Annotated in this window: 16 protein-coding genes; 8 read left to right on the top strand and 8 right to left on the bottom strand. The window is 54.5% G+C overall.

Features of this window, described 5'->3' with window-relative positions; all coding sequences use genetic code 11:
* The first annotated feature begins 147 nt into the window (after nt 1–147).
* Nucleotides 148–1047, top strand: coding sequence for a DMT family transporter (locus PanJK_RS13540; protein ID WP_265300378.1), 900 nt, complete (start codon nt 148–150; stop codon nt 1045–1047).
* Nucleotides 1048–1085: 38 nt separating this feature from the next.
* Here the strand turns inward: PanJK_RS13540 and PanJK_RS13535 are convergent, their stop codons facing one another.
* Complete coding sequence (locus PanJK_RS13535; RefSeq protein ID WP_008101313.1) at nt 1086–1325, bottom strand: hypothetical protein; 240 nt, start codon at nt 1323–1325, stop codon at nt 1086–1088.
* Nucleotides 1326–1594: 269 nt separating this feature from the next.
* Between PanJK_RS13535 and PanJK_RS13530 the strand changes: the two genes are divergently transcribed.
* Nucleotides 1595–2812, top strand: coding sequence for an MFS transporter (locus tag PanJK_RS13530; protein ID WP_256697018.1), 1218 nt, complete (start codon nt 1595–1597; stop codon nt 2810–2812).
* Between the two features lie 514 nt (nt 2813–3326).
* Here the strand turns inward: PanJK_RS13530 and PanJK_RS13525 are convergent.
* The 4 genes from PanJK_RS13525 to PanJK_RS13510 all read right to left on the bottom strand — a co-directional run bounded on the left by PanJK_RS13525 (nt 3327) and on the right by PanJK_RS13510 (nt 5918).
* Nucleotides 3327–3608: a membrane lipoprotein lipid attachment site-containing protein gene (locus PanJK_RS13525; RefSeq protein ID WP_008101319.1), complete on the bottom strand. Its 282-nt coding sequence runs from the start codon at nt 3606–3608 to the stop codon at nt 3327–3329.
* A 251-nt stretch (nt 3609–3859) separates the two neighbouring features.
* Complete coding sequence (locus PanJK_RS13520; protein WP_008101321.1) at nt 3860–4663, bottom strand: hypothetical protein; 804 nt, start codon at nt 4661–4663, stop codon at nt 3860–3862.
* 9 nt (nt 4664–4672) lie between these two features.
* On the bottom strand, nt 4673–5125 hold the full coding sequence (locus PanJK_RS13515; protein ID WP_008101323.1) for a universal stress protein: 453 nt from the start codon (nt 5123–5125) through the stop codon (nt 4673–4675).
* 7 nt (nt 5126–5132) lie between these two features.
* Nucleotides 5133–5918, bottom strand: a complete 786-nt coding sequence (locus tag PanJK_RS13510) for an IclR family transcriptional regulator (protein ID WP_256697021.1) — start codon at nt 5916–5918, stop codon at nt 5133–5135.
* Between the two features lie 150 nt (nt 5919–6068).
* Between PanJK_RS13510 and PanJK_RS13505 the strand changes: the two genes are divergently transcribed.
* The 3 genes from PanJK_RS13505 (at nt 6069) to ypdK (ending at nt 8979) form a co-directional block, all read left to right on the top strand.
* A complete protein-coding gene (locus PanJK_RS13505) occupies nt 6069–7670 on the top strand; it encodes an MFS transporter (protein ID WP_265300371.1) in 1602 nt (533 codons plus the stop codon).
* 5 nt (nt 7671–7675) lie between these two features.
* Complete coding sequence (locus PanJK_RS13500) at nt 7676–8704, top strand: HlyD family secretion protein (RefSeq protein WP_110866531.1); 1029 nt, start codon at nt 7676–7678, stop codon at nt 8702–8704.
* Between the two features lie 203 nt (nt 8705–8907).
* A complete protein-coding gene (gene ypdK / locus PanJK_RS13495) occupies nt 8908–8979 on the top strand; it encodes a membrane protein YpdK (RefSeq protein ID WP_099686956.1) in 72 nt (23 codons plus the stop codon).
* A gap of 41 nt (nt 8980–9020) precedes the next feature.
* On the opposite strand, the gene alaC is transcribed toward ypdK, so the two are convergent.
* Nucleotides 9021–10259: an alanine transaminase gene (alaC, locus tag PanJK_RS13490; protein WP_265300367.1), complete on the bottom strand. Its 1239-nt coding sequence runs from the start codon at nt 10257–10259 to the stop codon at nt 9021–9023.
* A 118-nt stretch (nt 10260–10377) separates the two neighbouring features.
* Nucleotides 10378–10902, bottom strand: coding sequence for a GNAT family N-acetyltransferase (locus PanJK_RS13485; protein ID WP_061717889.1), 525 nt, complete (start codon nt 10900–10902; stop codon nt 10378–10380).
* Between the two features lie 124 nt (nt 10903–11026).
* Between PanJK_RS13485 and PanJK_RS13480 the strand changes: the two genes are divergently transcribed.
* From PanJK_RS13480 to PanJK_RS13470, 3 genes are read left to right on the top strand one after another with little or no spacing between them, the layout of a single operon-like run.
* Nucleotides 11027–11182 carry a hypothetical protein gene (locus tag PanJK_RS13480; protein WP_265300364.1) on the top strand — a complete coding sequence of 52 codons (156 nt, stop codon included), beginning with the start codon at nt 11027–11029 and terminating at the stop codon, nt 11180–11182.
* Between the two features lie 27 nt (nt 11183–11209).
* On the top strand, nt 11210–12901 hold the full coding sequence (locus tag PanJK_RS13475) for a sensor histidine kinase (protein ID WP_293793441.1): 1692 nt from the start codon (nt 11210–11212) through the stop codon (nt 12899–12901).
* Nucleotides 12898–13623, top strand: coding sequence for a LytR/AlgR family response regulator transcription factor (locus tag PanJK_RS13470; protein WP_008101343.1), 726 nt, complete (start codon nt 12898–12900; stop codon nt 13621–13623). Before PanJK_RS13475 ends, PanJK_RS13470 begins: the two co-directional genes overlap by 4 nt.
* Nucleotides 13624–13654: 31 nt before the next feature.
* Here PanJK_RS13470 and glk read toward each other — a convergent pair whose 3' ends face one another.
* Nucleotides 13655–14620 (bottom strand): glucokinase, encoded by a 966-nt coding sequence (gene glk, locus PanJK_RS13465; RefSeq protein WP_265300362.1) that lies wholly within the window; start codon nt 14618–14620, stop codon nt 13655–13657.
* Between the last annotated feature and the right edge of the window lie 108 nt (nt 14621–14728).

Raw genomic sequence — 14728 nt, 5'->3', positions numbered from 1 at the left:
TGTACGGATCTCCGCAGACAGAAAACAGGTCACAGCCGGACGCAAAAGTAAAAAGCGCAAGATTTTGCAATTGCCGCGCAAAAACGTGCAAGCCGCGCGTTGCTTTTCACGCCACACTGCGGGCCAGATTGTGTCGGAGAGTGCGTTATGAATGTGATGTTATACCTTGCCGTGGTGATGATTTGGGGAACTACCTGGATTGCCATTTTCCTGCAACAGGAAGCAGGCGATACGCCGGTTTTGGTGGCGGTATTTTGGCGTTTCTTACTGGCGTCGCTGGTGATGCTGGCGGTCCTCAAACTGCTGCGTCGGCTGCGAACGCTGGATAAGCGCGATCATCTGTTTTGTCTGCTGCAGGGTTGCTGCGTGTTTGGCTTCAACTTTGTCTGCTTCTATCATGCTGCCGCGTGGATCAGCAGTGGACTGGAGTCGGTGATCTTCTCGATGGCCGTGCTGTATAACGCGCTCAACAGCTGGATTTTTTTCCGTCAGCGCCCATCATTTCGCCTGCTGCCAGCGGCGGTGCTTGGCCTGGGCGGCATTGTTGCCCTGTTCTGGAATGATATTCAGGCGGCGCATCCCGCTCCGCAATTGCTGTGGGGCGTAGGCCTCAGCGCGCTTGGCACGCTGGGCTTCTCCTTCGGCAATATGATTTCGCTGCGCCATCAGCGTCGTCAGCTCGATATTCTGACCACCAATAGCTACGCGATGCTGTATGGCGCTTTGGTGATGGCCGCACTGGCGTTAGTGAATGGCGATTCACTGGCACCCGCGCTAAATATGCAGTGGTTGGGTGCGATGAGTTATCTGGCAATATTGGGTTCGGTATTGGGATTTGGTGCCTACTTCACCCTAGTTGGTCGCATTGGTGCCAGTCAGGCCGCCTATAGCACCTTGCTGTTCCCGCTGGTGGCTCTGACGCTCTCCACGCTTTATGAAGGTTATCACTGGCATAGCAATGCAATTGTCGGATTGGTGATGATATTGGCGGGGAATATGGTGATGTTTGTGCGCTGGCCGACGCTGGGTCGATTACGTACCGCATAAATAACGAGAGCGGGCATTGCGCCCGCTCTTTTGTTCCTCTAACGCCAGCCCTGAACGCCGATATTGAGCTGGTGAGGTTTAGTTATGGCTTTTCTGGCAATCCAGTAAAGCAGGACGCGTTCATCATCTTTGTCGCGGTCGGCCATTGCCAGTAATTTCAGCGACAACGTGGATTTGTTCACTGGTTGATGCTCATCGCTTAACTCGATCACCGCCTGACCGATAATGCAGCAAACCTCATCCTCATTAGACGCGGATTCATATGTTCGGTCTTTCATATTTCCTCCTCTTGAATGAATTTTAAGCCTGGCAAACATCCGCGACTTTGCAGGCATTATGGCGCGATCGATACAAATGCTTACACATGGTTACCCGTAGCAACCGCTACGCTTTAAATGACATCACTTACTGTCATCACAATGTCATTCATACCCGTTTAGCTGCATTTCATTCCACCGTCGGGTGCATTCACGCCACGGTTTCCCCCGCACGCGCGAGAGCAACTTATTATCTCCACAGATTCCGCTTTCTCGAGTGAGAGATAAAAATGACAACAGCAACCCCCGCGAATTACCAACGTACCCGCACGTTGACCCTTATCGGCACCATTATCACGCAGTTCGCTTTGGGCTCGGTTTATACCTGGAGCCTGTTTAACGGCCCGCTGGCGAATAAGCTGGATGCGCCCATCAGTGAAGTGGCGTTCTCGTTCGGTTTGCTCAGTCTTGGCCTGGCGATCGCTTCTTCACTTGCCGGAAAACTGCAGGAACGCTTTGGCGTGCGCAACGTTACCCTCGGCGCGGGCATTTTGATGGCTGTCGGTTTCTGGCTGACCGCGCATGCCGATAATCTGATGATGCTCTACCTCAGCGCCGGGATATTGGTGGGACTGGCCGATGGTGCCGGATATCTGATGACGCTCTCTAACTGCGTGAAGTGGTTTCCGGAGCGCAAAGGGCTCATTTCGGCCTGTTCAATTGGTGCGTATGGGTTGGGCAGCCTTGGCTTCAAATTCATCTGCGGTGCACTGCTGAGCGCACAAGGTCTGGAGAATACCTTTATGATCTGGGGCGTGCTGGCGATGAGCATGATTATTGTCGGCGCGTTGCTGATGCGTGATGCGCCGATGCAGAAGAGCAGCGGCAATACGCAGCTGGAAGCGAAAGATTACACGCTGGCGCAATCGGTACGTTTACCACAGTACTGGATGCTGGCGCTAATGTTCCTAACCGCATGCATGAGCGGCCTGTACGTGATTGGCGTGGCGAAAGATATCGGTGAAGGCATGGTGCATCTTAGCGCGCAGACGGCAGCGAATGCGGTTACGGTGATTGCGATTGCCAACCTCAGCGGTCGCCTGATTCTCGGCGTGCTGTCGGATAAAATGGCACGCATCCGTGTGATTACGCTGGCGCAAATTGTCTCGCTGGTGGGCATGAGCATTCTGCTGTTCACCCATATGAACGAATCGACCTTCTTCCTCTCCTTAGCCTGCGTGGCCTTCAGTTTCGGTGGCACCATCACCGTTTTCCCGTCGCTGGTCAGCGATTTCTTTGGTCTGAACAACCTGACGAAGAACTATGGATTGATTTACCTTGGCTTCGGTATCGGCAGCGTGCTGGGTTCACTGGTGGCTTCCGCCTTTGGTGGCTTCACCGTTACTTTCAGCCTGATTATGACCTTGCTGGTGATTTCGCTGGTGTTGTCGCTGAGTATCCGTCTGCCAAATCGCCAAAACGTGGTAGAACCTTTACTGCATAATTAAGTTCGCTGGGATGCCGTATCAATTTGCGGCATCCCATTCCTCCACAATTGATCCACAATAAAGCGTTAATTGAGAACCACTATTATTAACCCTTGCCTTTCGGAGTAATCTCGTTATTATTAGCAGGCATTCAGCTTATTCCGATTGGTTTATTTTACCCCGCGACTTTTTTAGCATTTAATTGACACACTCCGTAATACATTCAGCAATAACTCTACATTTCCTGCATCTTCACTCCACTATTCCCCTGTAATCTGGCGTCATTGGAACAGAGGAGGACTCTCCATGAAGAAAGTTATTAAGGTTGCATCGGTTGTAGCCATTATGACGATGTTGAGTGGCTGTATTATCGATCATCATCGTGGAGGCGGCGGCCCAGGTTGGGGCCATCATGGTGGCGGCGGCTGGCATCATGGGCACGGCGGTTATGGACACCGCAGATAGTTGGGCAAAGAACATACACAGCAAATAATAAGAAAATAAAAAGGGCGGGAAATTATCCCGCCCTATTTTTTTAGCTTTTTACCGCGTAATTACATTGATACCAGGCTTTCTTTAATCCGGGCAAATGGCTATTTTGCGACGGCAGTGATTCCACCTTATCAAATCCACGCTGACTGCAATAATTCGCAAGGTCGATCTCCATTGCGTCTTTATTCAGCGTGTGCGGATCGTAACGATACTGCACGGTATTTGAGCTGGTATCTTCATCGACACGCTCAAATCCTCCTGGTTTGCTGACGCTACAACCGGCCAGCATAAAAAGCGCCAATGCGCTAATAAGCATTTTTTTCATTAGGGTTTCCTCTAAAGCGTCGCAGTCTAAAATGCAACGCCGCGCTTATCTATAGGAATTAAGCGCGAAATGTTCGGGATTATTGAAGCTTTCGCCAATCAAATCGATAAAACCAAACGGTTTCTCTTATCAACTCAGTGGTGCGATTATGTACCCAGACAAAACGAAGTCTGCACCACACCAGGTGAGTTAATAATAAACATACTGATAGTGACCTTCATGCCCGCGCTGAGCGGGCTTTTTTTTGCCCGCTAACCGGTAAGGCTGACCATCTTACGTAAAAGATTGGCCGCTTGTTTGTCAGGCAATGCGAGAATGCCGCTGTAGAGATCAATCGACATCGCACACATCGCACCGCGATCGACCGCGGTATCCGCTGGCATGTTCAGCTGTTGCAGCCTATCGCCCCACTTGCCATAGAGTTTTTCCACCACGCTTTGCAGATCGCGCTGCGCCGCAGCCTGATCCAGCGGCTGTTCATTGCCGGTGCTTTGCTGTAGCAGCGTTTCGAGCGCCTGCGCATCGCGCTGATTTAATTCCGGTGACAGCACCTGTTGCAAATTGACGCCGCCATTCACCTGCGGATAGAGGAAACGGAAGCAGCGCTGCGGTTCCTGCTGCTGCAGTGCCTGCATCTCCTCGACCGAGACGCGGATGTAGTCAATGATCGCCGCATCGCTGGCACGCGTCAGACGCTGATTGACCAAATCCATCAACCAGCCGCGCATATCTCCCAGCGCCTGATCAGCGGGAACGCCTTCCAGTCGTTTATGCAGCAGTTCGCGATTGAGCAACTGCCACAATGCCGGTTCCTGAATTTTTAGCAGACGATAACCGGGCGCGAGGCTGAGTTGGGTTGCCACCTCTTCCACCAGCGCCTGACGCTCCTGACGCGGGTGCAGCCAGCTGAACCACAGCAGATTCGCCAGAATCAGCGGCAAGATAAACAACAGTACGCCTTGCCACAGTCTCAGCGAAGTGGTGCGCACCAGCAGAATAATAATGATCGCCAGCAGCGCGAACGCCGCTAGCGTAATCGGAAAAAGCGAGAGCATCGAGCGGGGTTAATCCTTACGTACATCAATTAAAACGGGGCAATTGGCGCGCTCAATCACTGCGGCGCTGACCGACCCTTTCAGCAGACGATTAAACGGTGACAAATGGCGACGCCCCATGATGATCATGCTGGCCTGCAAAAGTGTGGATTGCGCCACAATGGTTTCCGCCGCTTCACCGGCCAGAATCAATCCCTTCGCCGCCACGCCCGCGCGCAGCAGCGGCGCCAGCGCGTGACGCACCACCATTTCGGCGGTGTTCTGCTCATCTTTCGCCGCCACAAAATCATCCGGATCTTCACCGGCGTCAATCTCAATCGGTTGATTACAGGAGGAGTAAGCGGGATCCACGCAGCACAGCACCGTGACCTGCGCCTGATGCGCCAGCGCCTGTTCAATGGTCAACGCAATCACTTTTTCCGCCACCGGAGAGTTATCGATGGCCATCAGCAAGGTTTTCATCAGTTGGTTATCCTTCCACAGCGGTCATTTTGCCAATTTCACGAATCAAGGCGTCTTTACACTTGATGATTTGCTCACGATAGTGCGCTTCCTGCTTATGAAAACGCGCCGTCGGCACCAGCAATGAGATAGAGAAGCGGCCAAACAGCGTATCAATGGCAACCGCCATGGTCGAAATGCCCTCCAGCGTCTCGCCGCGATCGATCGCTAATCCGCTGGCGCGCACTTCGGCAATCAGCTCCAGCAATTGCGGCAGGGTTTTCACCGTCATCTCGGTTAACTCTTTATAGGCTTCGCCCACCATCACGCGCACATCTTCATCGCTCTCCAGCGCCAGCAACGCGCGGCCGCCCGATGTGCTGTAAAGCGGCAGATTCAGACCCATGCGCGGCACCACACGCAGTTCGCGCGAGGCCACCACATAATGCACGATCGCCAATTGCGTGCCGCTGGCCCGCGCCAGCGATACCGTTTCATTGATTTCGGCAGAGAGTTGTTCGAGGAACGGACGCACGATTTCCACCACGTCGCTGTGCACGCTGGAGATCAGCTTGAGCAACGCCGGACCGAGACGTAAACCGCCGGCACCGCTGCTGCGCACCAGCTGTGCGCTGTCCAGCGCGCCAATAATGCGCTGCACCGTCGAGCGAGGCAGATCAACCACCTGCGCAATTTCACCCAAACTCATGCCGCCGGGATGTTCACCCAGCGCATTCAGAATTTTTGCCGCACGCGCGATGACCTGAATGCCACCCGCTTTTTCATCCTCACGGCTTGAGGGAAGTTCAACCATGATGCGTTCCTTTTTGGCCTGCCCTACTTTAACGCGAATGATCGCACTTTTACACCCTGTATCACATTGCAATACAGCATATCGATATGTAAGATGCCATCTGTATCACATCGCAATACACTGCATCAACAATATAACGAGAAACCTGCTATGAACGCCCAGCCCATTGCGGCTCCGGCACCCCATCCTTTTACTCTGCGCCTGGCGCTGGGATTGGTTGGCGTGCTGATTGCCGCGCTCACATCGGGATTAAACGATCGCGTCACCGATATCGCGTTAGCCGATATCCGCGCCGCCATCGGCATCAGTTACGATCAAGGCAGCTGGATTATCTCCGCTTATCAGGCTGCTGAAGTGGCGGCAATGATGATTGCGCCCTGGTTCGCCGTCACCTTTTCGCTGCGTCGCTTTGCGCTCACCGTTTCCGCCGGATTTATGCTGAGCGGCCTGCTGCTACCGCTGATGCCCAATGCCACGCTATTTATCGCCTTGCGCGTGGTGCAGGGATTATTTGGCGGTGCGCTGCCGCCGATGCTGATGACCGTTGCGCTGCGCTTCCTGCCGCCACCGATCAAATTATACGGTTTAGCGGGTTATGCGTTGACCGCCACCTTCGGCCCGAATATGGCCGCTTCTCTGGCGGCGTTCTGGACCGATGACGTCAGCTGGCTGTTTGTCTTCTGGCAGGTGGTGCCGGCCATGCTGATTGCCATGCTTCTGATTAGCTGGGGTATACCGCAGGATCCGCTGCGCCTCGAGCGTTTCAAACAGATCGATCTGTTCGGCATGCTGACCGGCTGCTCCGGTATCGCGCTGCTGATCCTGGCGCTGACGCAAGGCGAGCGGCTCGACTGGCTCGAATCGCCGGTATTCAGCGGCCTATTATTCAGCGCGCTGGCGTTGCTGACTGTGTTCTTTATTAATGAATGGTTTCACCCGCTGCCGCTGTTCAAATTACAGATGCTGGGGCGGCGCAATCTCGCACACGGCTTGCTGGTGCTGGCGGGCGTGCTGATTTTGTCGCTGTCGGGTTCAGCGCTGCCGTCGGCCTATCTGGCGCAGGTGCAAGGCTTCCGCACGCTGCAGTTTGCACCGCTGGCGTTGACCATCGGCTTGCCGCAACTGCTGATCGCGCCTTTTGTTGCCGCGCTACTGAATATTCGCTGGGTGGATTGTCGCTGGATGTTGACGGCGGGCGTGGCGTTGTTGGTGACGTCCTGCCTGATGGGCATGCACATTACCACTGATTGGGCGCGGCAGAATTTCTGGCTGATACAGATTCTGCAGGCGTTCGGTCAGCCGATGGTGATTTTGCCAGTACTGATGAGCGCCACCAGCGTGGTCGCGCCGCCGGAAGGCCCGTTCGCCTCGGCGATGTTCAACACCGTGCGCGGTTTCTCCAGCATCGCCGCCAGCACGCTGGTGGAGTGGTTTATCAGTCACCGTGAAAAATTCCACTCCAACGTGCTGGTCGATAGCGCCGCCAGCCGTGCGTGGCTGATGACCGCACCGAACAGCGCGCAATCCAGCAGCAGCTTGCCGTTGCTGCCGGATGGCAGCGCTAGCAGCGCGGAAAACCTCAGCGGCTTCGCCACCTTGCTGAAGCAGCAGGCGATGGTGCTGAGCCTGAGTGATTGCTACCAGATGCTGATTGCCTTCGCCGCCCTGCTTTTACTGTTAACCGCCTGGCTGCCGAAACGCGTGTGGCCACCACAAACACTGATTCAACCTGTTACGACGACGTCGAGATAATTGATATGCAAGCTTTTGCTCTGAAAAGAACGGTGCTGTTGAGCGCCCTATTACTGGTGTTATTGGCGATGGCCTTTTTTGTCTGGTCATCGATGACCGGCAACGATCATCGCACCACCGATGCCTATGTGAATGCCGATTACACGCTGGTTGCACCGAAAGTTTCCGGCTACATCGCCAGCGTCAACGTGCAAGACAACCAGCGCGTAAAGGCCGGCGAACTGCTGGCCACGCTCGACGATCGTGATTACCGCGTGGCGTTAGAAACCGCACAGGCCAATTTGCAGGTCAGCGAGGCGAAGCGTTTGAGTAGCCAGGCGCAGCTGGAACAGCAGCAATCCACTATCGACCAGGCGAAAGCCACGTTAGCGGCAAGCCAGGCGTCAGCGCAGTACGCCGGACAGAGCGCCGCGCGTTACAACCAGCTGTATAAAAGTGGCACCATCGCCGCAGACGATCAGCAAAAAGCCAACTCAACGCAGCGATCCGCCTCGGCTACCGTCCGCCAGAGCGAAGCGGCGCTGGCTTCCGCCGTCAAGCAGGTTGGCGTGCTACAAGCCGCGGTGCGTCAGGCCGCTGCCGATGTCGCTGCCGCGCAGGCCAGCGTCGATCAGGCGCAACTCAATCTTTCCTATACACGGATTGTAGCGCCGGTGGATGGCATGGTCGGTCAGCGCTCAGTGCGCCTCGGCGCTTACGTTAGCGCAGGCACGCGTTTGCTGGCGGTGGTGCCGCTGCAGCAAACCTATATCACCGCTAATTATCTGGAAACGCAGCTGGCGGATGTGCAGCAAGGGCAGAAAGTGAGCGTGAAGGTGGATGCCTTGCCAGGCAAGGTATTTAGCGGTCACGTCGACAGCATTGCTCCGGCGACGGGCGCGACCTTTTCCGCCATTTCGCCGGACAACGCCACCGGCAATTACACCAAAGTGGTACAGCGTTTACCGGTGAAAATTGTGCTCGATGAGAACCAGCCGGATCTGGCAAAACTGCGCGTGGGAATGTCGGCGATACCGGAGATTGAGACCCGCTGAAAATGTGAGCGATATCTCAGAAACGGCCTATTTATTTTTGGGACAAATCCGCGTAAATTAGCCCTCGATCCTGTTTCGGGCTTGCCTGGAGCGACCTGAGAAGAAAGCGTGTAGCGATGATGAACTCCACCTTTCTCTTATTCTGTTCGGGTTACGCGGGTTTGGGATCGCCCGCCGGGTAGCCGCTCAGAGGAGTTGTTTTTGTGAGATACGCTTTGATGGGAATTTCTTTCTTCCTGTTGCTTTGGGTCGGTACCTTTGTACTGATGCTGTAGAGCCGCCAGGCGGGGCGACGCTGAGTCGCCCCACTTAATGGTTATTCCTCTTCTTCTTCCAGCGCTTTCACCGTTCCCGGCAAAATGCCATCGGCACGGAACATCGATTTAATCCCCCGTACCGCCTGACGAATACGATCGCTGTTTTCAATCAGCGCGAAACGCACGTGGGTATCACCGTAATCACCGAAACCGATGCCCGGCGAGACGCACACTTTGGCTTCCTGCATCAGTAATTTGGCGAACTCCAGTGAGCCAAGATGCGCGTAGTGATCGGGAATTTTCGCCCAGACGTACATCGACGCCTTCGGCAAATCGACCATCCAGCCCGCTTCGTGCAGGCCTTTCACCAGCACATCACGGCGGCGTTTGTACTGTTCAGCGATATCGCGCACACACTGTTGATCGCCTTCCAGCGCCGCTATCGCCGCCACCTGCAACGGTGTGAAGGTGCCGTAATCGTGATAACTCTTGATACGCGCCAGCGCAGAAACCAGCTCTTTGTTACCGACCATAAAGCCGATACGCCAGCCCGCCATGTTGTAGCTTTTCGACAGGGTAAAGAATTCCACCGCCACATCGCGCGCGCCCGGCACCTGCATAATCGATGGCGCTTTCCAGCCATCGTAGGTGATGTCGGCATAGGCGAGATCGTGGATCACCAGCACATTGTACTGCTTCGCCAGCGCGATGACGCGTTCGAAGAAATCGAGTTCAACGCATTGCGCCGTAGGATTCGACGGGAAGCCAAGAATCATCATTTTCGGTTTGGGATAGCTTTCGCGAATCGCCCGTTCCAGCTCGTTGAAGAAATCAACACCCGCCACCAGCGGAACAGAACGCACCTGCGCACCGGCAATCACCGCGCCGTAAATGTGAATCGGATAGCTGGGATTCGGCACCAGCACGGTGTCGCCGTGATCGAGCGTGGCCAGCATCAAGTGCGCCAAACCCTCTTTGGAACCGATGGTGACAATCGCTTCCGATTCCGGATCGATTTCCACCTGATAACGCTCTGCGTACCAGCGCGAAATCGCGCGACGCAAACGGGGAATGCCTTTCGAGGTTGAGTAACCGTGCGTGTCTTCGCGCTGCGCCACCTGGCAAAGTTTTTCAACGATGTGCGGCGGCGTGGGGCCATCCGGATTGCCCATCGAGAAATCGATGATGTCTTCTCCGCGCCGACGCGCAGCCATCTTCAATTCAGCGGTGATGTTAAAAACATACGGGGGAAGGCGTTCAATACGCGAGAAACGACGGGGTGTGCTGTTATCAGCCATGATGTCCTCTGGTTTACGTAAGCGCCCGGACCGTCCGAGCGACGTGGGTCACTGTGGTGACCGCACCCAGAACATAACGCGCTGATAACAATATTGTCGAGAGCGGAATAAAATAATTTTAATTATTTGGATTCAGGCGGCCAAACACCCAATCGCTTACCCATTGGCCGTTTAGCAGATAATTATCCCGTAACGTGCCCTCAAGGGCGAAACCATTCTTCTCCAGAATACGGCGCGACGGCCAATTCCCCTCAATCACCATCGCTTTCAGCTTATGAAATTCTGCCTGCAGTAAAAACTGGCACAGCGCGTCGAGCGCTTCACTGCCATAACCCAAGCCGGTAAAGGCTGCGCGTAGCATGTAACCCACTTCGGCCTGACGATAAGGATGCCATTCGGCGCTACAGCCAAACAGGCCAATCGGCTCACCACTTTCCCGGATACGCGCCACCAAACACAGCATATGAAAACTGCTCGCCTGCCACGGTGCCAGACGCTCGTTAAAGCGTTGACGGATATCGTTTTCATCCGGAATTTCACTGACCCACGTCATGGTGGCGGCGTCCTGGTGTACCGCTTTGAAAATCTGCCAGTCTTCTGGCTGAAGTCGGCTGAGGGATAAACGTGGAGTGAGTAATTGCATGGTTGAGCTCCCATTTTTTTATACGGCAACATAGCAAACCGGCGTATTCACAACCAGCGTGCGGCGCACGCTTTCGCTAATCCTCTTTTTGTTAGTCAGGTATTCCTCTTTTCGGGAGGTCGCCATGAATGGCGACCCTACACAGGCGGAGTACGATTGCCATTTATGGCGACCTGGCATGTTAAAAATTGATCTCGACTACGAGAAAGGTCTGCAGATTGCCGTGGCGCTGGCGGAACGTGATCACATTTTTTATCATAGCCTCCCGTTTCTTGCCTGAGAGATGCCCTTGCCTTCCCACTTCGACATGCTGCTGGCGGTTTTTGACCGCGCGGCGCTGATGCTGATTTGCCTGTTCTTTCTCACTCGCACGCGGGTGTTCCGTCAGCTGCTGCAAAAAGATGAGCATTCGGTACGCGAAAAAGTGGTGGTGACGGCCATATTCTCGCTGTTTGCGCTATTCAGCACCTGGTCGGGCATTAACGTCGACGGTTCGCTGCTCAATGTGCGTGTCATTGCGGTGATGTCCGGCGGCATTCTGTTCGGTCCCTGGGTGGGCATCGCCACCGGTGTGATTGCCGGTTTGCATCGCTATCTGATTGATATGGATGGCGTCACGGCGGTGCCTTGCCTGATCACCAGCATCATTGCCGGCATCGCCTCAGGCGTGATTAATCGCCGGGTAAGTAAAGAGCAGCGCTGGCGCGCCGGTATTCTCGGCGGCATGTTGTGCGAAAGCCTGACCATGCTGCTGATTGTATTGTGGGCCAAGCCGATGACGCTGGGCCTGGCAATTGTGTCTGAGATTGCGCTGCCAATGATTTTGGGCGCATCAAGTATCGGTTTAATCGTGCTGCTGGTACAGAGCGTTGAAGGTGAGAAAGAGGCGATTGCGGCGCGTCAGGCCAAGCTGGCGCTGGAAATCGCCAACAAAACGCTGCCGCTGTTTCGTCAGGTTGATAGCCAGTCGCTGCACAAAGTGTGCGATATCATCCGCAGCGACATTCACGCCGATGCGGTCGCCATCACCAATAACAAACAGATTCTCGCTTACGTCGGTTATGGCGAGCAGAACTATCACAACGGCGATGATGCCATCAGCCCAACCACTGCGCAGGCGATCGCCAGCGGCAAAATCATCATCAAGAACAACGATGAGGCGCATCGCACCAAAGATATTCACTCGATGTTGGTTATTCCCCTTTGGGAAAAAGGGGAAGTGACCGGCACGCTAAAAATCTATTATCGCCGTGCGCATCGCATTACCGGTTCGCTGAAAGAGATGGCGATTGGGCTGTCGCAAATCATCTCCACCCAGCTGGAAGTGTCGCGGGCTGAGCAGTTGCGTGAAATGGCGAACAAGGCTGAATTACGCGCGCTGCAGAGTAAAATTAACCCGCATTTCCTGTTTAACGCGCTGAATGCTATTTCCTCATCGATTCGCCTTAATCCAGACACCGCGCGCCAGTTGGTGATCAACCTGTCGCGTTATCTGCGCTACAACCTCGAACTCAACGATGACGAGCTTATCGATATCAAGAAAGAGTTGTGGCAGGTGAAGGACTACATCGCGATCGAGCAGGCGCGTTTCGGCGACAAGCTGTCGATGATTTATGACGTGGATGAAGATCTGCACTTCACGCTGCCCAGCCTGCTGATTCAACCGCTGGTGGAGAATGCCATTGTGCACGGTATTCAGCCTTGTCGCGGCAAAGGCGTGGTAACGCTGAGCGTGAAAGATTTGGGCGATCGGGTACGCGTCGCAGTGCGTGATACCGGCGACGGCATCAGCGAGGATGTGATGAGCCGCGTGGCGCGTAATGAGATGCCCGGCAACAAGATTGGTCTGCTGAATGTGCATCATCGCGTAAAATTGCTGTCTGGTCAGGGGTTGGTTATCACCCGCCATCATCCGGGCACTGAAATCGCCTTTACGCTTAGCAAGAATGGTCAGTCGCTACCTGCGCCGCTGCGCCCTACCACGGAAACCACCACGTGAAAGCCATCATCGTTGAAGACGAGTTTCTCGCCCAGCAAGAGTTAAGCTGGATGATTCAGCAACACAGCCAAATCAGCGTTGAGGCCTGCTTTGATGATGGGCTTGAGGTGCTGAAATATCTGCAGAATCATCGGGTGGATGTGATTTTCCTCGACATCAACATTCCGTCGCTAGATGGCATGCTGCTGGCGCAAAACATCAATCAGTTTGCCCATAAGCCGTTGATTGTGTTTATCACCGCGTGGAAAGAGCATGCGGTTGACGCGTTTGAACTGGACGCCTTTGACTACATTCTCAAGCCGTATCACGAGTCGCGCATCATGACAATGCTGCAGAAACTGGAAGCCAGCGCCCAGCAGCAGTCGCAACCGCAAAACGCGGCGGCCAGCTCGCCACAAACCGTCAATCTGGTGAAAGACGAACGCATCATCGTCACCGACATCAACGAGATCTATTACGTTGAGGCGCACGAGAAGCTGACGTTTGTTTATACGCGGCGCGAAGCCTATGTGATGTCGATGGTGATCAGTGAATTCTGCAGCCGTTTGCCGGAACAGCAATTCTTCCGCTGCCATCGATCTTACTGCGTCAATCTGAGCAAGATTCGTGAAATCGAGCCGTGGTTTAACAATACCTATTTGGTTAAGTTGCGTGATTTGGATGCGCAGGTGCCGGTGAGTCGCAGCAAGGTGAAAGCCTTTCGGCAGTTGATGAGGTTATAAGGCGAACGGCGGATGCCGCTCGCCTGCGTGCTTACAGTTCGCGGCCCAGCACCTGACGCAGGTGCGCACCGGCGCCCAGCAAGCCCGGCTGATCGTGAGTGATCATATACACCGGAATATCAACCAGGTAATCGCGGAAGCGACCTTTATCTTCAAACGCCGCGCGGAAACCGGACGCTTTAAAGAAGTCGAGGAAGCGCGGCACAATACCGCCGGCGATATAGACGCCGCCGAAGGTGCCCAGATTCAACGCCAGGTTGCCGCCGAAACGACCCATAATCACGCAGAACAGCGACAGTGCGCGACGGCAATCGATGCAGCTGTCTTGCAACGCGCGCTCGGTAACATCTTTTGGCTTGAGGTTTTCTGGCTCACGCTCATCAGACTTCACGATGGCGCGATACAGATTGACCAAACCGGCACCGGACAGTACGCGTTCAGCCGAAACGTGGCCAATCTCCGCGCGCAGCACTTCGAGAATGTCACCCTCTTCTTCGCTATTTGGCGCAAAGTCAACGTGGCCGCCCTCGCCCGGCAAGCTGATCCAGCGTTTATCCACGTGCACCAAATGGCTGACGCCGAGGCCGGTGCCCGCACCGTAAATCGCGATGGGCTTGCCTTCAACGGGCGCTTTGCCGCCAAACTGAATCACTTCCTTTTCGCTCAGCATCGGAATCGCCATCGAAACGGCGGTGAAATCATTGATGATTTCCAGGCTTTCCAGCGCCAGATGCTCTTTCATCACTTTGGTGGAGAACGCCCAATCGTGGTTGGTCATCTCTACCCAATCGCCGGTGATCGGACAGGCAATGGCGATACAAGCGTGCTTAATATCCTGTTTTTGCTCATCAAGATAGTGACGAATCACCGCTTCAAGATTGTCGTAGTCTGATGTTGAGAAGGTTTGGGCTTGCGAGATAGCACCGTTTTCTACCTCACACAATGCGAGACGGGCATTGGTACCGCCCACATCGCCGACCAGGGCGTATGTTGTCATTCTTCTGCTGCTCCGCTTGGGTCATAAACAATTGCAGGACACTATAAAAGCCTGCCAATAAAACAACAACGCCCACCTGCACGATGGGCGTAATCCATTTAAAGATGC

Origin of the sequence: Pantoea sp. JK, from assembly GCF_026130245.1 — a bacterium.
Taxonomy (GTDB): Bacteria; Pseudomonadota; Gammaproteobacteria; order Enterobacterales; family Enterobacteriaceae; genus Pantoea; species Pantoea trifolii.
The sequence above is the reverse complement of the archived record's forward strand: the minus strand, read 5'-3'. Positions and strand labels throughout refer to the sequence as shown.